The 18,970-nt window shown below is 63.8% G+C and carries 20 protein-coding genes and 1 pseudogene; 11 read left to right on the top strand and 10 right to left on the bottom strand.

Features of this window, described 5'->3' with window-relative positions; translation table 11 throughout:
* Nucleotides 1–64 precede the first annotated feature (64 nt).
* Genes FNJ47_RS33920 through FNJ47_RS33910 form a run of 3 tightly spaced genes read right to left on the bottom strand, consistent with a single transcriptional unit; the run spans nucleotide 65 to nucleotide 2,996 of the window.
* On the bottom strand, nucleotides 65–1,114 hold the full coding sequence (locus tag FNJ47_RS33920; protein WP_163160265.1) for a hydroxyacid dehydrogenase: 1,050 nt from the start codon (nucleotides 1,112–1,114) through the stop codon (nucleotides 65–67).
* Nucleotides 1,115–1,129: 15 nt separating this feature from the next.
* A complete protein-coding gene (locus FNJ47_RS33915) occupies nucleotides 1,130–2,026 on the bottom strand; it encodes an amidohydrolase family protein (protein WP_163160264.1) in 897 nt (298 codons plus the stop codon).
* A gap of 4 nt (nucleotides 2,027–2,030) precedes the next feature.
* On the bottom strand, nucleotides 2,031–2,996 hold the full coding sequence (locus tag FNJ47_RS33910; RefSeq protein ID WP_163160263.1) for a Bug family tripartite tricarboxylate transporter substrate binding protein: 966 nt from the start codon (nucleotides 2,994–2,996) through the stop codon (nucleotides 2,031–2,033).
* 178 nt (nucleotides 2,997–3,174) lie between these two features.
* Between FNJ47_RS33910 and FNJ47_RS33905 the strand changes: the two genes are divergently transcribed.
* Both FNJ47_RS33905 and FNJ47_RS33900 read left to right on the top strand, forming a co-directional pair.
* The gene (locus FNJ47_RS33905; protein ID WP_163160262.1) at nucleotides 3,175–3,750 is read left to right on the top strand and encodes a thiamine pyrophosphate-binding protein; all 576 of its coding nucleotides are present in this window, start codon (nucleotides 3,175–3,177) and stop codon (nucleotides 3,748–3,750) included.
* A gap of 8 nt (nucleotides 3,751–3,758) precedes the next feature.
* Nucleotides 3,759–4,361, top strand: a complete 603-nt coding sequence (locus tag FNJ47_RS33900) for a thiamine pyrophosphate-dependent enzyme (protein ID WP_163160261.1) — start codon at nucleotides 3,759–3,761, stop codon at nucleotides 4,359–4,361.
* Between the two features lie 135 nt (nucleotides 4,362–4,496).
* On the opposite strand, the gene FNJ47_RS33895 is transcribed toward FNJ47_RS33900, so the two are convergent.
* The 5 genes from FNJ47_RS33895 to FNJ47_RS33875 all read right to left on the bottom strand — a co-directional run bounded on the left by FNJ47_RS33895 (nucleotide 4,497) and on the right by FNJ47_RS33875 (nucleotide 10,006).
* Nucleotides 4,497–5,558: a ketopantoate reductase family protein gene (locus tag FNJ47_RS33895; protein ID WP_163160260.1), complete on the bottom strand. Its 1,062-nt coding sequence runs from the start codon at nucleotides 5,556–5,558 to the stop codon at nucleotides 4,497–4,499.
* 175 nt (nucleotides 5,559–5,733) lie between these two features.
* Nucleotides 5,734–6,123, bottom strand: coding sequence for a DUF1236 domain-containing protein (locus FNJ47_RS33890; RefSeq protein ID WP_163160259.1), 390 nt, complete (start codon nucleotides 6,121–6,123; stop codon nucleotides 5,734–5,736).
* A gap of 221 nt (nucleotides 6,124–6,344) precedes the next feature.
* A complete protein-coding gene (locus tag FNJ47_RS33885; RefSeq protein WP_163160258.1) occupies nucleotides 6,345–7,142 on the bottom strand; it encodes an NYN domain-containing protein in 798 nt (265 codons plus the stop codon).
* A 157-nt stretch (nucleotides 7,143–7,299) separates the two neighbouring features.
* Nucleotides 7,300–7,707, bottom strand: a complete 408-nt coding sequence (locus FNJ47_RS33880; RefSeq protein WP_163160257.1) for a hypothetical protein — start codon at nucleotides 7,705–7,707, stop codon at nucleotides 7,300–7,302.
* Nucleotides 7,708–7,876: 169 nt separating this feature from the next.
* On the bottom strand, nucleotides 7,877–10,006 hold the full coding sequence (locus tag FNJ47_RS33875; RefSeq protein ID WP_163160256.1) for an acetate--CoA ligase family protein: 2,130 nt from the start codon (nucleotides 10,004–10,006) through the stop codon (nucleotides 7,877–7,879).
* 225 nt (nucleotides 10,007–10,231) lie between these two features.
* Here FNJ47_RS33875 and FNJ47_RS33870 point away from each other — a divergent pair, with 225 nt between their 5' ends.
* The 6 genes from FNJ47_RS33870 (at nucleotide 10,232) to FNJ47_RS33845 (ending at nucleotide 16,756) form a co-directional block, all read left to right on the top strand.
* Nucleotides 10,232–10,927, top strand: coding sequence for a GntR family transcriptional regulator (locus FNJ47_RS33870; RefSeq protein WP_163160266.1), 696 nt, complete (start codon nucleotides 10,232–10,234; stop codon nucleotides 10,925–10,927).
* 72 nt (nucleotides 10,928–10,999) lie between these two features.
* Nucleotides 11,000–12,733 carry an oxalyl-CoA decarboxylase gene (gene oxc, locus FNJ47_RS33865; RefSeq protein ID WP_163160255.1) on the top strand — a complete coding sequence of 578 codons (1,734 nt, stop codon included), beginning with the start codon at nucleotides 11,000–11,002 and terminating at the stop codon, nucleotides 12,731–12,733.
* A 60-nt stretch (nucleotides 12,734–12,793) separates the two neighbouring features.
* Complete coding sequence (frc, locus tag FNJ47_RS33860) at nucleotides 12,794–14,071, top strand: formyl-CoA transferase (RefSeq protein WP_163160254.1); 1,278 nt, start codon at nucleotides 12,794–12,796, stop codon at nucleotides 14,069–14,071.
* A gap of 260 nt (nucleotides 14,072–14,331) precedes the next feature.
* Nucleotides 14,332–14,847 (top strand): inorganic diphosphatase, encoded by a 516-nt coding sequence (locus tag FNJ47_RS33855; protein WP_163160253.1) that lies wholly within the window; start codon nucleotides 14,332–14,334, stop codon nucleotides 14,845–14,847.
* A gap of 208 nt (nucleotides 14,848–15,055) precedes the next feature.
* On the top strand, nucleotides 15,056–15,538 hold the full coding sequence (locus FNJ47_RS33850) for a hypothetical protein (protein WP_163160252.1): 483 nt from the start codon (nucleotides 15,056–15,058) through the stop codon (nucleotides 15,536–15,538).
* A gap of 234 nt (nucleotides 15,539–15,772) precedes the next feature.
* Nucleotides 15,773–16,756: a cysteine synthase A gene (locus tag FNJ47_RS33845; protein ID WP_163160251.1), complete on the top strand. Its 984-nt coding sequence runs from the start codon at nucleotides 15,773–15,775 to the stop codon at nucleotides 16,754–16,756.
* Nucleotides 16,757–16,791: 35 nt separating this feature from the next.
* Here the strand turns inward: FNJ47_RS33845 and FNJ47_RS33840 are convergent, their stop codons facing one another.
* Together FNJ47_RS33840 and FNJ47_RS54005 are read right to left on the bottom strand one after the other, a co-directional pair.
* Nucleotides 16,792–17,034: a helix-turn-helix domain-containing protein gene (locus tag FNJ47_RS33840; RefSeq protein WP_175068453.1), complete on the bottom strand. Its 243-nt coding sequence runs from the start codon at nucleotides 17,032–17,034 to the stop codon at nucleotides 16,792–16,794.
* A gap of 11 nt (nucleotides 17,035–17,045) precedes the next feature.
* Nucleotides 17,046–17,600, bottom strand: coding sequence for a DUF2975 domain-containing protein (locus tag FNJ47_RS54005; protein ID WP_163160249.1), 555 nt, complete (start codon nucleotides 17,598–17,600; stop codon nucleotides 17,046–17,048).
* Between the two features lie 137 nt (nucleotides 17,601–17,737).
* Between FNJ47_RS54005 and FNJ47_RS33830 the strand changes: the two genes are divergently transcribed.
* From FNJ47_RS33830 to FNJ47_RS33825, 3 genes and pseudogenes are all read left to right on the top strand, one after another.
* Nucleotides 17,738–18,244: a DUF2147 domain-containing protein gene (locus FNJ47_RS33830; protein WP_163160248.1), complete on the top strand. Its 507-nt coding sequence runs from the start codon at nucleotides 17,738–17,740 to the stop codon at nucleotides 18,242–18,244.
* 366 nt (nucleotides 18,245–18,610) lie between these two features.
* Nucleotides 18,611–18,748, top strand: coding sequence for a hypothetical protein (locus tag FNJ47_RS49985; protein ID WP_165445987.1), 138 nt, complete (start codon nucleotides 18,611–18,613; stop codon nucleotides 18,746–18,748).
* A gap of 106 nt (nucleotides 18,749–18,854) precedes the next feature.
* A pseudogene (locus FNJ47_RS33825) lies at nucleotides 18,855–18,970 on the top strand (integrase core domain-containing protein); the annotation flags it as partial.

Here is an 18,970-nt window from a genome sequence, read left to right as displayed (position 1 = left end):
ACCCTCTCCCGCAAGGGGAGAGGGAGCCTGGCCAGCGTGCTCACCTAACAAGAGGCCGCGCCACCTACCCCGGCATGTACCCGAACGTCTTCTCGAACCGCTTCGCATACACCGGCCAGACCTCGGGATTGATGATGCGCGGCGGGCGCTTGCCGTCGAGGGCGTCGAGGATCTGCTCTGCGGCGATCCGGCCCATGTTGATGCGCGCCTCGCGGGTGACGCCGGCGGTGTGCGGGCTCGCGAGCACATTGTCGAACTGCAAGAGCGGATGATCCGGCGGCGGCGGCTCCTTGGCCCAGACATCCAGACCGGCGCCGGTGATGCGTTTTTCGCGCAGCGCATCCTCCAGCGCCTTCTCGTCATGGATGAAGCCGCGCGCTGTCGTAACGAAATAGGCATGCGGCTGCATCAGCGCGAATTCGCGCGCGCCGATCATGCCCCGGCTCTTGCTGTCCAGCGGACAGGAGATCGAGACGAAGTCCGCGCGGCGCAGGAGATCGTCGAGCTCGACTTTCTCGCCGCCCCGCTTCGCCATCTCCTCCGCCGTGAGGTACGGATCGTAGGCGATCACCTTCATGTGCAGCAGGCCCTTGCACAGCTCGGCAATGCGGCGGCCGACATTGCCGAGGCCGACGATGCCGACGGTCTTCTCGTTCAGCTCGTTGCCGATCAGGTCGTTGCGGTTGACATTGGCCTCGCGCCGCAGCCGGCGGTCGGACTGGATGATGCGCTTCGACAGCGTCAGCATCATGCCGAGCGCGTGCTCGGCGACTGAGTTGGCGTTGCCGCCGGACTGGTTGACTACCAGTACGCCGGCCTTGGTGCAGGCGTCGACGTCGACGGGATCGAAGCCGGCGCCGTTCGACGAGACGATCAGGAGATTCGGCGCGCGCTTCAACAGCTCGGCATGGGCATGGAAATGCGGCGCCAGCTCGTCGCGGGCGGCGCCGATCTGGTAGGCATGCGCGTCGGCGAGCACCGGCGCGAACGTCGCCTCCGGCGTCTCGTTCTCCAGGCGATCGAGCCGGACATCCGGCCGCTTCTTCAGGATGTCGACATAGATCTCGTGGGCGAGGTATTTGACGTAGAACACGCGCTTGTTGTTGACGGTCATGTCTTCGAGAAGCCTTCAGTTTGGGAAGCCATAGAGTCGTGCGGGATTGTCGACCAGGATGCGGTGCCGGGTCGCGGCATCCGGCGTCCACGCCTGGAACAGCGTCAGCAGATGGCCGGCGTCGGGCATCTCGCCTTCGACGCGCGGATGCGGCCAGTCGCCGCCCCACACCAGCCGCTCAGGGTTGGCCGCAACCAGCGCCTCGTGGAACGGCCGCGCATCCGGATAATCCGGCGCCCGCCCGCTCAGGCGATGCGCGCCTGACAGCTTGGCCCAGCACCAGCCCTCGCCGACCGCGCGCAGCAGGCTCTGGAAACCCGCGGTGTTGATCCCGGCGCCGGCATCGGTGCGGCCCATGTGATCGACCACGACAGGCAGACCGAGCGCTCTCAGCGTCGGGATCGTGTCGGGCAGATCCTTCACGTCGATCCAGAGCTGCAGATGCCAACCGAGCTCGGCCATGACGGGCGCATGCGTCTCGGCGACGCCGAGCGGAATGCCACCGCGATAGTGCAACTGCCCGCCGCGGAAGAAATGGTTGAAGCGCAACGCGCGGACGCCGATCACGTGCCATTGCCGCAGCGTGCCCGCCGCGACATCAGCATCGGCCACCGCAACGCCGCGCAGCCGCGCCGGCTCGCGCTGCAACGCGTCCAGCATTGCCGAATTGTCGTGGCCATGCGCACTGCCCTGCACCAGCACGCCGCGGGCGAAACCGAGCGCATCGAGCATATCGAGATACTTTTGCAGCGGCGCGTCGGGCGGCGTGTAGCTGCGATCGCCGGCATAGGGAAAGCGGTCGGCCGGGCCGAACACATGGGCATGGGTATCGCAGGCCTTTGGCGGCAGCTTCTCTCGCGGCGGCGTCACCGGACGCGGCGGCAGGCAGGCGGGAATCTCTGATGCAGCCATTGGCTTACTCCGCCTTCATGCCGGGGGCCTTGATGATCGGCCCCCATTTGTCGTAGTCGGCCTTGATCTTGGTGGCGAATATCTCCGGCGTACTCCCGATCGAGATCGCGCCGAGCTTGCCGAGACGCTCCTTCACGGCATCGGCGTTCACCGCCGCGACGAAATCCTGCGAGATCTTCGCGACGAGATCGGGGGGCATGTTACCGGGACCAAGCAGCCCCCACCACACCTCGGTGTCGTAGCCTGGCGCGGTCTCCGACATGCTGGGCACATCAGGCAGGAACGGCGCGCGCGACGCTGTCGTCACTGCCAGCGCGCGGACCGTACCGGCCTGCAACTGCCCGACCGATTCCGGCCCGTTGTTGAACGACATCGGAATCTGCCCGCCGAGCAGGTCATTGATCGCCGACGCGCCGCCCTTGTAGGGGATCGCGTTGAGATCAATTCTTGCGAGATTGTTGAGCAACTCGCCGGCCAGATGGGTCGAGGTGCCGTTGCCGGCATGGGCAAACGAGAGAGTGCCAGGCTTTGCCTTCGCCGCCGCAATGACGTCGCCGACCGACTTGAACGGAGAGTCCGCGCGCACCAGCAGCACGTTCGGCGACGATGCCAAGAGCGAGATCGGTGAGAAATCCTTGAAGGTGTCGTAGGGCAGCTTTGGATAGAGGAACGGATTGGTGGCGTGGCCGCTCGCCACCATGATCAGATTGTAACCATCGGGCGCCGAGCTCGCGATCGCCTGCGAGGCGATCACGCCGCCGGCGCCAGGCCGGTTCTCGACCACGATCGATTGCGTCCAGGTCTTCGACACCGCTTCGGCGAGCGTTCGCGTCAGCACGTCGACGCCGCCACCTGGCGGATATGGAACGAGAATGTGAACGGCCTTGGCCGGGTACGGCTGCGCGGACGCGAGCCCGGCCACGACCATGGCCGCTGCCGCAATGGCGGTCCGCCAGACCCATCCGGCCATCGACGCCTCCGTCCCTTGATCGTTCTATCGTTACCGCCTGTATCGCACGACGGTTCGGCGCTGCGATGGCCGAATTCCGCAGGTCGCGTTGCGACCGCGGCATGTTGACAATCACCTGCGCCGCGTCAAGTTTTGTGCCGCAAGCGACCGTCAGCGTCGCGCGAGCAGGGAGAACAGCATGGCGGCCGCGGAACACGCCTCGTCCAAAGATAAAGCCAAGGATAAGTCCCAGGATGCGGCGACCACCTGGCATGGCATCGTGCTGCAGACGCTGAAGCGGAACGAGATCAAGCTTGTGCCCTATGTGCCCGACCGGGTGCTGACCACGCTGATCAAGGATCTGCACACCGATCCCTATTTCACGACGTTTCCGACCGCGCGCGAGGAAGAGGCCGTCGGCATCGTCTCGGGCGCCTGGATGGCCGGCATGCGCGGCGCGGTGCTGATGCAGACCTCGGGCTTTGCCACGCTCGCCAACGTGCTGGCCTCGCTCGCGGTGCCCTACCAGATCCCGCTGATCATGTTCGTCTCCGAGCGCGGCACGCTGGGCGAGTTCAATTACGGCCAGGCGCTGGTCTGTCGCACCATGCGGCCGGTCTTGGATTCGCTGGCGATGGAACATCACACCATCACAAGGCTCGACGAGCTCGAATTCATCGCCGACCGCTCGATCAAGCAGGCCGTCACCACCCAGGCGCCGGTGGCGCTGATCCTCTCGCCGCTTTTGACCGGCGGCAAGACCTTCGACAAGTGAGATCAGCCATGACCAACACTCCCGCGCGCAATACCAAGGTGATGAACCGCTTCGATCTCACCCAGCGCCTCGTCGCCGGGCTGAAGGACGAAGCCGTGATCGGCGGCATCGGCAACACCAATTTCGACCTCTGGGCCGCCGGCCACCGCCCGCAGAATTTCTACATGCTGGGCAGCATGGGACTGGCGTTTCCGATCGCGCTCGGCGTCGCGCTTGCGCAGCCGAAGCGCCGCGTGTTCGCGCTCGAAGGCGACGGCTCGCTCTTGATGCAGCTCGGCTGCCTCTCGACCATCGCAACGCTGGCGCCGAAGAACCTGACCATGGTGGTGATGGACAACGGCATCTACCAGATCACCGGCAGCCAGCCAACCCCGGCCGCCGGCCATACCGACATCGTCGCGGTCGCAATCGCCAGCGGCCTCGCCAACAGCTCATGGGCCGCCGACGAGGACGATTTCGAGCGGCTGATCGCGCAGTCGGAACAGGCGGCCGGCCCAACGCTGATCGGCGTCCGCATCGACGACAAGCCCAGCACCGGCACGACAAGGCGCGATCCCGTGCAGATCCGCGAGCGGTTCATGCATGGCATGGGGGTGAGGCAGCTGCTGTAGGCGATCTGCCGCTAATTTTCATTCGTCATTGCGAGCGGAGCGAAGCAATCCATCGAACCGCACATGCGGATGCATGGATTGCTTCGTCGCTTCGCTCCTCGCAATGACGGCAGTCCGGCGCTCGTTGAGTCCCGCTCAATTCATCCGCAATTCTGTGATGTGCCTTGGATCCGGCTTCAGCTCACCGCGTTCGACGCGCTTGACGATGTCGGTCAGCGCGGCGTTGGCGTTGCACGCCAAGCCGACCTTCTCGCCCTCGCGCGCCACGAACCCGTTGAGGAATTCGATCTCGGTGCGGCGGCCCTTCTGCATGTCCTGGCCCATCGAGGGGCGCTGTGCCGATGAGGTGCGCTTCGCATCCTTGAAGCGCTGCTCGTCGCAGGCGCGGGTCGCGGCCTCGTCGCCCTCGCCGGCCCGGGCGATCGTCTCCGGCGGCAGATGCAGGATCTCCTCCAGCTGATAGCCCTGTGCCTGCCCGACGCGGATCGCCTCGCTGCCGAGCCGAGTCGAGAAGCGGCGCAGCAGCTCGCTTTGCAGCACCTCGCCGCCCGCTAGACCCGTGCAGGCCGAGAGCCCGTTGCCCATCACGTTGGCGACGAGCTTGGACCAGCGCTCGCCCCAGAGATTCGAGGTGACCTTGGCGCTGTCGGAATAGCCGACCAGCCGGCACACTTCCTCCGCCCGCGCGGTGATGCGGCCATGCACCTCGCCGGCGCGAAACACGGTGTGATCAGCCCCGCCCTTGCCGGCGCCGCGATGGATATGGCCAGGCTCCGGCAGATTGACGGTGATGCTGCTGGCGATGCAGCCGAGCGTCTTGCCCCAGCCGACGATGCCGGCGACGGTCTCCTCGTTCATACAGTTCTGCAGCGAGACGACATAACCGTCGGCCGCCAGATATTGCCGGATCAGCATCGTGGCCCAGGCCGTGTCGTAGGACTTCATGCAGACGAAGGCGATGTCGACCGGGTTCTCTTTCGCCAGTTGCTGCGCGTCGGTGACGTGCAGCGCCCGCACCGGCACCGAGAATTCCGCAACGTCCATCGCGTGGGTGACGCGCAGACCGTGCTTGCGCATGTGCGCGACATGCTCAGGCCAGGGATCGATGAAGGTGACGTCCTCACCCGCCTGCGCCATGTGCGCGCCGGCGTAGCCGCCGACCGCACCCGCCCCGACGATCGCGATCTTCCGAGCCATGTTTCCAACCCCTGCCTTCAAGGCAGACGCTTGCTGCGTCCGTTGCCGGCCAGTCTAGGGGATCGGACCGTCAGGCCAACCGGCCACCGCATGAAAAAAGCGGGCCCGTGCCATGCGAAAATCCCCGCAGGCGGCGTGCCCGCGAGGATCTTCGCAGTCTGAAATATCGGCGCGATCAGTCGATGATCTTGACGACCCGGCGGGTGCGCGGCTCCACGATCACGCGGCGATCATTGACGACGGCGTAGCGATATTCGGTGTAGCGCGGCACCGGGCGCAGCACGACGGTGTCGGGCAGCGGCTCGCCGACCACGACGCGCTCACGCACCACCACCGAGGGTTCGTCGCGCGGGATCGACGTGATCACCGCATTCGGAATCTCGAGGCCGGCGCCGACCGCAGCACCAACCGTGCCGCCGACGATCTCGCCGACCGGGCCCGCGATCTCGCCACCGGTCCGCGCACCGTTTGCGGCGCCCGCTGCAGTCGTCGATTGCGCGAAGGCCGAACCGGACGCGAGCAGCGACGCAGCAGCGACAAGGGAAACGGCAAAACGCTTGTTCATGATTGTCCTCCTCCTCCGAGTTGCAAGACGCCCCTTCAACATCGCAGGAAACGAGACGTTCCAGTTCCAGCACGGCAACTTGCGCGCAAATTCCAGTTCCGCCGCAACTCGCCTGAGTTCCCGCACAAAATGAAAATGCCGCTTCGGATGATGCCCGAGGCGGCATTCATGCTTCGTTCAGATTCAGGGTTGGCTCAGAGCAGGCCCGCGCCGCGCGCCGCTCAATCCGGCGCCTTTTGATCGGTTCGCCGTCTCGGCGCGCGCCGTCGTGAAGCTGGCCGGCTCGGCGGCGATGCAGCCTCCGGCTTGATGCGGATCCGCATCGCGCCGCCCTTCGGATTATCGATCTCGAAGGCGTTTGTCCTGCGGACCAGTTCGCCCAGCGTGCGGAAGCCGTAGGTCCTCTGATCGAAGTCCGAGGCGACATTGGCAAGCTGGCGCCCGACCTCACCAAGAGTGACCCAGCCATCCTCGCTTGCGATCTGGCTGGTCACCTTCTTGATGATGGGCGCGGCCGCCTCGGGCGGCTGCAACGGCTGGGGGCGCACGGTCGTGTCCTGATTACTGGTTACGCCGCCGCGCAAATTCTCGGTATAGACGAACCTGCGGCAGGCCTGCCGAAAACTCTCCGGCGTCTTCTGCTCGCCAAACCCGAACACGTCGATGCCATGCTCACGAATGCGGGCGGCAAGCCTGGTGAAATCGCTGTCCGACGACACCAGGCAGAAGCCGTCGAACCGGCCGCTGTGCAGCAGGTCCATGGCGTCGATCACCAGCGTGATGTCCGATGCGTTCTTTCCGGTCGTGTAGGCAAACTGCTGCTGCGGGATGATGGCATGCTTCGACAGGATGTCGGCCCAGGCCCTGGATCGCGGGTTGGAGAAGTCGCCATAGATGCGGCGCACGCTGGCTTCGCCGATCTTGGCGATCTCCTCGAACAGCCCATCAGCGATCTTCGCCGATGCATTATCGGCGTCGATCAGGACGGCCAGACGGGGCGAACGGAGTTCGGAAGGCATGGCATTTCTCGGCTGGGACACGATGGAACAAGATTCCGGCAGACGGCTCCGGAACCGGCACGGCCGCCGCATCGGAGCACATCGCGCGTCCCAGGCATAGACTCGGCAGCGGTCGGACGGACGTTCGCCGCTGCGGCAGCCCTCCGGCTGCGCGGGGTCAGATCACCTCGCCGAGGTCGATCGCCCGCCTTGCGAACTCGATGGCCTTCTCGGCGTTGATCGCGTCCGCTGTCGTTGTCGCCTCATCGCGCACCGATGGCGGAGACGCGATCCGGATCTTCTTGCCGTTCGATCGGCGGATGGTGGCGCGCCAGCGATCGACATCGCGCCGATAGGCATCGATGACAAAGTCCCGATAGGTGACGCCGCTCATCAGCGGCTGGATCGATGGCGCTTCCGGACCGGCCGGCCGGCTTGCGACATCGCGCACCATCTCGACAATCAGCTCGACGGCGTGCTCGCGGCCGACGCCGCTCGTGTTCCTGAGCAAAAAGCTCACCGCCGCGCCGATCTGCGCCCTGGCGCGATCGTCGCTCGCAAATTCGGAATCGACCTGAATTGACATATGGGGAAAACGCCTCCGTGCAGCCACGAGACGTTTAATCGGCCCCCCGTTAAAGCCGGATTATCCGTTAGGCCCCGATTTCTCGGATGCCGTTAACCGGGTCTTGATGCCGCTTCGGGAGGTATCCGAAGCGGCATCGTTTGTTGGCTCAGATCAAGGCTGGATCAGATCACAGCAGGCCCGCGCCGCGGGCCCACTTGTACTTGGCGCCCAGCACCTCGACCGGCAGTTCGGTCGAATAGGCGTAGGCCGGAATGCCGTTCTGGTAGAGATATTCGGCGGCCTCCTCGACCTCGACGTCGCCGGCGAGCGAGGCGACGATCGGCTTGACGAAGCCCTTGGCCTCCATCTCCTTCTTCACCTCGACCATGTTGCGCGCAAACACCATCGGCGGCGTCACGATGGTGTGCCAGTAGCCGAGGATCAGCGCGTGGATGCGCTCATCCGACAGGCCGAGCTTCACGGTGTTGACGTAAGTGATCGGCGGCTCGCCGCCGGTGATATCCACAGGATTTCCGGCCGCGCCGAACGGCGGGATGAACTTGCGGAACGCCGCATCGAGATCCGGCGGCATCTGCATCAGCGACAGGCCGTTGTCGACCACGGAGTCCGACAGCAGCACGCCGGAGCCGCCGGCACCGGTGATGATCAGGACGTTCTCGCCCTTCGGCGTCGGCAGCACCGGCACGCCGCGGGCGAATTCCAGCAATTGCCGGAGCGAGCGGGCGCGGATCACGCCGGACTGCTTGAACACGTCCTCGTAGATCTTGTCGTTGCCGGCGAGCGCGCCGGTGTGCGACGACGCGGCTTTCGCACCCGCAGAGGTGCGGCCGGCCTTGAGCACGACCACCGGCTTCTTCTTGGAGACGCGCTTGGCGGCTTCCGCGAAGGCGCGTCCATCCTTCAGATCCTCGCAGTGCTGCGCGATCAGGTTGGTGTTGGGATCCTGCTCGAAGAAGGCGAGCAGATCGTCCTCGTCGATGTCGGACTTGTTGCCGAGGCCGACGATCGCCGACACGCCCATCTTGGCCGAGCGCGAGAAGCCGATGATCGCCATGCCGATGCCGCCCGACTGCGACGACAGGGCGGCGTGGCCCTTGACGTCGTAGGCGGTGCAGAACGTGGCGCAGAGATTGGCCGGCGTGTAGTAGAAGCCGTAAATGTTCGGCCCCATCAGGCGGATGTTGTACTTCTTGCCGACCTCGACGATCTCGGCCTGCAATTCCGGCGCGCCTGCTTCGGCAAAGCCCGAGGGAATCAGCACCGCGCCGGGGATTTTCTTCTCGCCGCATTCGGCGAGCGCGCCGGCGACGAACTTCGCGGGGATCGCGAACACCGCAGTGTCGATCACGCCGGGCACGTCCTTGACGCTCTTATAGGCCTTGTAGCCGAGGATCTCCTCGGCCTTCGGGTGGATCGGATAGATCTCGCCCTTGTAGCCGCCGTTGATGAGGTTCTTCATCACGGAGTTGCCGATCTTGCCGTCCTCGGCGGAGGCGCCGATCACGGCAACGCCCTTCGGCTGCATGATGCGGCTCATCGCCGCGACGATCTCCTCGGTCGGACGCGGCGCCGGGCGCGGCTTGTAGTCGAAGTCGACGACGATGCGGACGTCGGCGGCGATCGCATTCTTGCTGGTGGCGAACACCGGATTGAGGTCGAGCTCGACGATCTCGGGGAAATCGCTGACCAGCTGCGACACCTTGACGATGACGTCGGCGAGCGCCTCGCGATTGACGGGCTCGCCGCCGCGCACGCCCTTCAGCATCTCATGCGCCTGGATGCCGTCGAGCATCGACAGCGCGTCTTCCTTGGTCGCCGGCGCGAGGCGGAAGGTGATGTCCTTGAGAATCTCGACCAGCACGCCGCCGAGGCCGAAGGCGACCAGCTTGCCGAACGAGCCGTCGGTGATCGAACCGACGATCACCTCGGTGCCGCCGCCCAGCATCTGCTGGACCTGGATGCCGTCGATCTTGGCATCGGCCTTGTACTTCCTGGCGTTGGCGAGAATGGCCTCGTAGCTCTTCTCGGCGTCGGCTGCGCTCTTGACCCCGACCACCACGCCGCCCGCCTCGGTCTTGTGGAGAATATCGGGCGAGACGATCTTCATCACGACCGGGAAGCCCATGTCGGAGGCGATCCGGGCGGCCTCGGCGGCCGACTTGGCAACGCCTTCCTTCGGCACCGGGATGCCGTAGGCGTCGCAAACCACCTTGCCTTCGGGCGCGGTGAGGCTCGTGCGCTTGTCGGCCTTGACCGCATCGAGAACTTTGCGGACCGCATCCTTTGAATTTGACATCGGCTTCCTCCTGGGACAAATTTTATGGCATTTGGTATGCCAGAAACGCAATTGTCAAGCTCGCAGGCTCACCGGGTGCTCAAAAATACCGAAAAATATAGGTCGCTTGACATTCTGGTATTTGGCATGCCAAAAATCTAAGGTAATTTCTTCTGCTAAGAAGACGTCTCCAAGAGGAGGAGACGAGTCGTGCCTGACCCGAAACAGACCAAGGCGTCGCCCACCATGGCTGACACAGATATCGCCATCGTCCGGATCGCGCCGGAGACAAGCTTCAAGAACAAGGCCTATGAGGCCTTGAAGGAAGCCATCCTGAAGATGGACATCTACGCGACGCCCGAGCCCGTGATGCTCGACGAACGCGCACTGTCCGAGCGTCTCGGCGTCAGCCGCACGCCGATCCGCGAAGCCATCGCGATGCTCGAGCAGGACGGCTTCGTGAAGACCGTGCCGCGCCGCGGCATCATCGTGGTCCGCCGCACCAAGTCGGAGATCGTCGACATGATTCGCGCCTGGGCCGCGCTCGAGAGCATGGCCGCGCGACTGATCACGACCACCGCGCGCAAGAAGGACATCTCGGCGCTGCGCGACTTCTTCAAGGACTTCAGCGACGATCGCCTGCCGCAGGATCACGTCGAGGAGTATTCCAAGGCCAACATCGCCTTCCACCAGGCGCTGATCTCGCTGTCGGAATCGCCTGTGCTGGTCGATCTCACCAACGACCTGCTGCTGCATGTGCGCGGCTATCGCCAGCTCACGATCGGCCGCAAGGACCGCACCGCGACCTCCCTGCCCGAGCATCTTGGAATCATCGAGGCACTGGAAGCGCGCGACACCGAGCTCGCCGAAAAGCGCGCGCGCGATCACACGCTTGGCCTTGCCGCCTATGTCGAGGCGCACGGTCAAGAACTGTTTACTTAGGTCTTAGAGTCCACTCACGCTTCAGACGACGATCAGATCGTCCGAACAAGAACGATCAGGGAGACGATGCCGATGCTGAATACCGCTACGAAGTCCGAGGCACCGGGCACCGAGCAGGAACTGACCGATGGCTTCCATCTCGTCATCGATGCGCTCAAGCTCAACGGCATCGACACCGTCTACGGTGTGCCGGGCATCCCGATCACGGACCTGGGCCGTATGGCCCAGGCGGCGGGCATTCGCGTGCTCTCGTTCCGCCACGAGCAGAATGCCGGCTATGCGGCATCGATCGCCGGCTTCCTCACCAAGAAGCCCGGCGTCTGCCTCACGGTGTCGGCACCCGGCTTCCTCAACGGCCTCACGGCGCTCGCCCACGCCACCACCAACTGCTTCCCGATGATCCTGGTTTCGGGCTCGTCCGAGCGCGAGATCGTCGACCTGCAGCAGGGCGACTATGAGGAGATGGACCAGCTCGCGATCGCCAAGCCGCTGTGCAAGGCGGCGTTCCGCGTGCTGCACGCCCAGGACATCGGCATCGGTCTGGCGCGCGCGATCCGCGCCGCTGTGTCCGGCCGTCCAGGCGGCGTCTATCTCGACCTGCCCGCAAAGCTGTTCTCGCAGGTGATGAACGCCGACGCCGGGGCGAAGTCGCTGGTCAAGGTGATCGACGCGGCACCCGAGCAGATCCCCTCCCCGTCGTCGGTCAAGCGCGCGCTGGATGTGCTGAAGAGCGCAAAACGCCCGCTGATCATCCTCGGCAAGGGCGCCGCCTATGCGCAGGCCGACGAGGCGATCAAGACTTTCGTCGAGAAGAGCGGCGTACCGTTCCTGCCGATGAGCATGGCCAAGGGCCTGTTGCCCGATTTGCATCCGCAATGCGCGGGCGCGGCGCGCTCGACCGTGCTGAAGGAAGCCGACGTCGTGATGCTGATCGGCGCCCGCCTCAACTGGTTGCTCTCGCATGGCAAGGGCAAGACCTGGGGCGAGGCCCCGAAGAAGTTCATCCAGGTCGATATCGAGCCGAAGGAAATGGATTCCAACGTCGAGATCGTCGCCCCCGTGGTCGGCGATATCGGCTCCTGCGTCTCCGCGTTCCTCGACGCGATGGGCGCGAACTGGTCGGCCGCACCGAGCGACTGGCTCGCGACCGTCGCCAAGAAGCGTGATGACAACGTCGCCAAGATGGCGCCGAAGCTGATGAGCAACGCCTCGCCGATGGATTATCACGGCGCGCTCGGCGCACTGCGCACGATCATCGCGGAACGTCCGGACACCATCTTCGTCAACGAAGGCGCCAACACGCTCGATCTCGCCCGCGGCGTCGTCGACATGCACAAGCCGCGCAAGCGGCTCGACGTCGGCACCTGGGGCGTGATGGGCATCGGCATGGGCTATTCGATCGCGGCCGCGGTCGAGACCGGCCTGCCCGTGCTTGCCGTCGAAGGCGACAGCGCCTTTGGCTTCTCCGGCATGGAGGTCGAGACCATCTGCCGGTACAAGCTGCCGATCTGCGTCGTGATCTTCAACAATGACGGCATCTATCGCGGCACCGACGTCAACAGCGCAGGCGACGATCCTGCGACCACCGTGTTCGTCAAGGGCTCGCGCTACGACAAGATGATGGAAGCCTTCGGCGGCGTCGGCGTCAACGCCACCTCGCCGGACGAGCTGAAGCGTGCGGTCAATGCGGCGCTGGATTCCGGCAAGCCGACGCTGATCAACGCGGTGATCGATCCTGCGGCGGGCTCCGAGAGCGGCCGCATCGGCAACCTCAATCCGCAGAGCATTCTGCAGAAGAAGAAGTAACCCCTTAAACCCCATCACTCCCTGCGGGTGCAGGGGCAGACAGAGTACGGAGCAAAAGATATGACCAAGGCGCTCAAGGGCGTTCGCATTCTCGATTTCACCCACGTCCAGTCGGGTCCGACCTGCACGCAATTGCTGGCCTGGTTCGGCGCCGACGTGATCAAGGTCGAGCGCCCCGGCGTTGGCGACATTACGCGTGGCCAGCTGCAGGACATCCCGAACGTGGACAGCCTGTATTTCACCATGCTGAACCACAACAAGCGCTCGATCACGCTCGACACCAAGAACCCGAAGGGCAAGGAAGTGCTCACGGCGCTGATCAAGCAGTGCGACGTGCTGGTCGAGAATTTCGGTCCCGGCGTGCTGGATCGCATGGGCTTCCCCTGGGAGAAGATCCACAGCATCAACCCGAAGATGATCGTCGCCTCGATCAAGGGCTTCGGCCCCGGCCCGTATGAGGATTGCAAGGTCTACGAGAACGTCGCGCAGTGCACCGGCGGCGCCGCCTCGACCACCGGCTTCCGCGACGGCCTGCCGCTGGTCACCGGCGCGCAGATCGGCGACAGCGGCACCGGTCTGCATCTCGCGCTCGGCATCGTCACCGCGCTCTATCAGCGCACCCATTCCGGCAAAGGTCAGCGCGTCACCGCGGCGATGCAGGACGGCGTGCTCAACCTCGCCCGCGTCAAGCTGCGCGACCAGCAGCGCCTCGCCCACGGCCCGTTGAAGGAATACAGCCAGTTCGGCGAAGGCATTCCGTTCGGCGATGCCGTGCCGCGCGCCGGCAACGATTCTGGCGGCGGCCAGCCCGGCCGCATCCTGAAGTGCAAGGGCTGGGAGACCGACCCGAACGCCTACATCTACTTCATCACCCAGGCGCCGGTCTGGGAGAAGATCTGCGATGTGATCGGCGAGCCGACCTGGAAGACCGATCCGAACTACGCCAAGCCGCCGGCCCGCCTGCCGCGCCTCAACGAGATCTTCGCCCGCATCGAGCAGTGGACGATGACCAAGACCAAGTTCGAGGCGATGGAGATCCTCAACAAGGACGACATCCCCTGCGGCCCGATCCTGTCGATGAAGGAGATCGCGGAAGACCAGTCGCTGCGCGCGACCGGCACCGTGGTCGAGGTCGATCACCCGACCCGCGGCAAGTACATCTCGGTCGGCAACCCGATCAAGCTGTCGGACTCGCCGAGCGAGGTCGCCCGTTCGCCGCTGCTCGGCGAGCACACCGACGAGATCCTGCGCGAGGTGCTCGGCTTCTCAGATCACCAGGTCGCCGAGATCCACGATTCCGGCGCCCTCGATCCGCCGCGCAAGCAGGCGGCGGAGTAAAGGGCAGCGCTCAAGCAACACGACAAAATGGCCGCGGGCAACCGCGGCCATTTTTGTTTGCTTGAAGGAAACGCCGCGGGGACCGGACACCCGATTTCGCCGTTGGCTGCGGACATCGATGAACGGCCACGTCCGCCAGGGACCGGAAGCAGCGGTCGGAGACTCTGCGGTCTATCGTCCCGCCTCGAGTTGGAACATTCGCAACAGCGTCCGGGTTCTAAAGACGTCGAGCGAAGAAACCGTTGCGAGCGCGAAGGACGATGACCAATCTTTTCAAGCTGCCGACCTGGGCCGACAAAAGGCACATCCACGCCGTCGTCGAGACCCCTCGCGGGAGTTGCTGCAAATTAGAGTTCGATGGCAAGCTGCGCGCATTCATACTCTCAAAGCCCTTGATGACCGGACTGGCCTATCCCTACGACTGGGGGTTCATTCCTTCGACGAAGGCCGATGACGGAGACCCCCTGGATGTGCTGATGATCCACGATGCCGCAACGTATCCCGGCACGGTGCTTCGCTGTAAGCCCATCGGTATTCTCGAAGTCGTGCAGGTCACCGGGCGCAAGAGGAAAAGAAACGACCGGATTTTCGCAGTCCCCGGACGCTCGCCGTTTGTTGGCAACTTGCCGGACATCCGTAGCCTTCCAGCGAGAGCCATTGACGAATTGGAGAAGTTCTTCACCGCGACGGATGCACTCAAAAAGAAGGAGCTCGAGTTTCTCGGATGGTACGGGCCAGGTCGTGCGATGAAGGCGATAAATCGATCTCGTTGTTAGGCATTTCAACACTCGTACGACGGCACGTGCACGCGCGGAAGCTGCTTTTAAGGGGCACAATCAACCGACGCGACAGCCGGCCGATCGACGGCGCTGGCGCGTTGCAACAATTGCCCCCTCATAAACGTCCGATCACTGTGCTACCCTTCACTGTCCCGCTCCCGTGGGACAGATGTATTTTTAATCCATTTTTCAGGAGGGGAATGCCATGCGAACTTACGTATTACCCCTATTGATCGTCATCTCTGTGCCGTCTGCGTTTGCAGCCGAAGTGCCAAAGGAGGGCAACTACGACTACACCGCGTGCTGGTCCGGCACGAACAACATGATCAACTTCTCCAAGACCCACACCGCAGCAAGCTACGAAATGACGGGTGCCATCCGAAGCACGACGCCCGGCGGCATGTTTGACAAGCATACCTTCCGCTGCGTTGGAATGACTGCTTCGCTCGACGGCAAGACCACCGGATCCACGGTGTGCGAGGCCGTCGATGCGGATGGCGACAAGCGCTTGTCATCCTTTACTATCGGGAGCGACGGCAAGGTCACCCGCGAGAATGTCGTCGGCACTGGAAAATACGAAGGCATGGTTGCAAGCGGCACGGTCCAGCCGCTCGGGCCCTTTCCGGTCATCAAGGCCGGAACATTTCAGGACTGCAATCACCAGACCGGCACCTATAAGCTGAAATAGCACGCGAGCAGCGGAATGCCGCCGCTTGAACGGCGGCATTCCGTCTGGAGCTATGGCGCCTGGCCTGCCCTCTGCGAAGCGAAAGCTCGCGCGGCTCCCGCCTCTCCAAAAAGAAGGAAATCGCCGGCGTCGCCGCGCAATCGATAGGGATGCTTCCCAAATCACCGCGAGAACAGCACCAACATGCTGACCGGCCCGACGTAAGATAGCCGTGAAAACGAAGGGTGGGGCACCATGAACGTTCGCTCGGGTCTTCTGGAAGCGATCGGCAATACGCCGCTGATCAAGCTCCGCGGACCGTCGGAAGCCACCGGTTGCAACATCTACGGCAAGGCCGAATTCCTCAATCCGGGCGGCTCGATCAAGGATCGCGCGGCCCTCGCCATCATCAACGACGCCGAGCAGCGTGGCGAGCTGAAGCCGGGCGGCACCATCGTGGAAGGCACCGCCGGCAATGTCGGCATCGGCATCGCGCTCGTGGCCAATGCGCGCGGTTATCGTTCCGTGATCGTGATGCCTGACACGCAAAGTCAGGAGAAGCAGGACATGCTGCGGCTCTACGGCGCCGATCTGCGCCTGATACCCGCGGTGCCCTATTCCGACCCCCGCCATTATGCGCGCTATTCCGGCCGTCTCGCCGCGGAGCTCGGCGCATTCTGGGCCAACCAGTTCGACAATGTCGCGAACAGCGACGGCCATTATCGCACCACCGGTCCTGAGATCTGGCGGCAGACCGATGGCAAGATCGACGGCTTCACCTGCGCCGTCGGCAGCGGCGGGACTTTGGGTGGCGTTGCGCGTGCCCTTAAAGAACGCAATCCCGATGTGAAGATCGCGCTCAGCGATCCCATGGGCGCTGCCCTCTACAACTGGTTCACGAAGGGCGAGCTGACGACCGAAGGCGACTCGATCACCGAAGGCATCGGTCAAGTCCGCATCACGAAGAACCTCGAGGGCGCGCCGATCGACATCGCCTACCGGATCACGGATCAGGAGGCGCTCCCCGTCCTGTTCGACCTGATCGAACATGAGGGATTGGTGCTCGGCGGCTCGAGCGCGATCAACATCGTGGGAGCCATGCGGCTTGCACGCGACCTCGGTCCCGGCAAGACCATTGTCACCATCCTCGCCGACGGCGGCCAACGCTACCAGTCCAAGCTCTTCAATGCAGATTTCCTGCGCAAGAAAAATCTGCCGCTGCCGCGCTGGATGAATTGAGCCAAGCGGTCTGCGTTACTGGATCGCGCCTCTGATCAACCGCCCTCGCCGCTCTCGGTTTCGCCGCCTTCGTCGCCCGGGACGTACTCCAGAATGTCCCCCGGCCGGCAGTCCAGCTCGCGGCAGATCGCCGACAGCGTCGAGAAGCGCATCGCCTTCGCCTTGCCGGTCTTCAGGATCGACAGGTTCTGGATCGAAATGCCGATCGCGTCCGCGAGGTCTCCGAGGCGGCGCTTGCGCTTTGCGAGCATGACATCGAGGTTCACCACGATGGGCACGAGCATCACCCTCAGATCGTCAGGTCGTTTTCGGACTGCAACAGGATGGCGTGATCGAGCACGAATTTCAGTGCCATCAGGAAAACGCCGCCTGCGATGGTGCCGACGTCGACGTTGTAGCTCGGCAGAAAGAATTTGATGTCGCCGGTTCGATACAAGACATAGAGCACCGCATTGGTCGTGATCGTATCGACGAACGGCCAGACCACCAGAAAGATCCCCATCCACCAGACACCCTGTAACGTCTCGGACACGAAGATCCGCCCGTTGGCGAATCGGTTGACCATGCGATGAAGGATGCCGATCAGCACGGCGTAAAACGATACCCCAAGCGCGAACAGCGACCAGAACAGCATCTTGCCCAAGGTCGACATCGTGAGCGGGTTGGCGACGATGCTGGCGCACTTGGCCTGCTCGCCGATCAGACTTTCAGCGATCGCGGCCGAGGCGGTGGTGGTTCGGTAATAGGCCAGCCACAGCACGACCGGCAATGCGGCCCAGATCACCCAGAACGCCCGATCGAGCCGGCGAAACCAAAGCTGGCGCTGCTCACGAACCGATCTCACCATCACATCCATCCAAAAATTTTTTGCCGAACCAGGCCGTTACGGCCGCGCCGCATCATGCTGCGGTAATGTTGTTGACTCAACCTTAAACGTGATTTATTTCATGTTTATCATGAAATTTTTCATGAAGAAGGTGGATGATGACGGTACTCCCAGACCAAGACGGCCTTCGTAGGGCCCTGAAGCAGTTGATCCGCGCTCACCTGACGCGCCGCTTGATCGTAGCAGCGTTCCACGTCCCGCTGCTTGGCAGCGCCGCGGATGCCGCCAAAGCCACCGACAAGGCCAGCGATCCGGCCGGCGTCTGGCTGACCCAATCCGGCGACGCCAGGATCAAGGTCAACCGCTGCGGCAACGCGCTGTGCGGCCGCGTCGTCTGGCTGAAGGAGCCGACCGACAAGACCACCGGCAAGCCGCAGCGCGACGACAAGAACGCCGATCCCGCGCAGCGGACGCGGCCGGTGATGGGCATCTCGCTCTTCATCAACATGCAACCCGCGGGCCCCAACAAATGGGCCGGCCGGATCTACAACGCCGATGACGGCAAGACCTATGAGAGCTCGGTGACGCTGGTTTCGGCCGGCACGCTGAACGTGCGCGGCTGCATGGGAACGCTGTGCGCGGGGGAAGACTGGACGCGGTGAAGGGATCTGGCCCCGACCCTTCTCCGGCCAAGAAGAAAAGCAAACCCGTTAACTCAAGGCCGCCCCAGTTGGGCGGCCTTCTTTATGACGGCCGTGCCCTGCCGACCCGGCCGCCCTCCCCGTCTGAGCACAGGGATTCCCGGGCCTGGTGAACGCGCCGATCGACCGGAGGCCCGCGACCGGTCCGGGACCCGGATTCAGGGCCTTACCCGTGATCTGGGATACCAATCCGCCCACTTTGCTGCATTGCACAGCCGCCTATGCTGCTATGCAAACAAACTCGTTGTATCTGGCATCTGGTATACATATTTTGGCTATAGATAATGAGCCGGCCCATTGCTGGCCCTCCAGTGAAAGGGGACACCAATGTCCAAGACCACCGAATTCGCGCTCGCGCCCTCCTCCACCCTGCTCGGCCGCCTGCTGGCCTCGATCGACCGCCTGCTGATGAAGAGCGCGGAGATCTCCAACCGCAATGGCGACCTGCCGCGCGTCGGCCTCTAGGGTGGTGTGGACACTAGGTGTTTGGTCCCGGACTTTGATGGTGCATTCTTATCGCACGATTCGAAGGATGCGCTATGGGACAGGTTCTACACGGCTGTTCGATATGCGCTGCCAAGAGAACGGGATCGAACATCGGCTGACCAAGATCAAGCATCCCTGGACCAATGGCCAGGTCGAGCGCATGAACCGGACCATCAAGGAAGCGACCGTCCAACGCTATCA

The sequence above is a fragment of the Bradyrhizobium uaiense genome (assembly GCF_010811875.1).
Classification (GTDB): Bacteria; Pseudomonadota; Alphaproteobacteria; order Rhizobiales; family Xanthobacteraceae; genus Bradyrhizobium; species Bradyrhizobium uaiense.
Note: the sequence above shows the minus strand (reverse complement) of the source record. Positions and strands in the feature narration are given on the sequence as shown.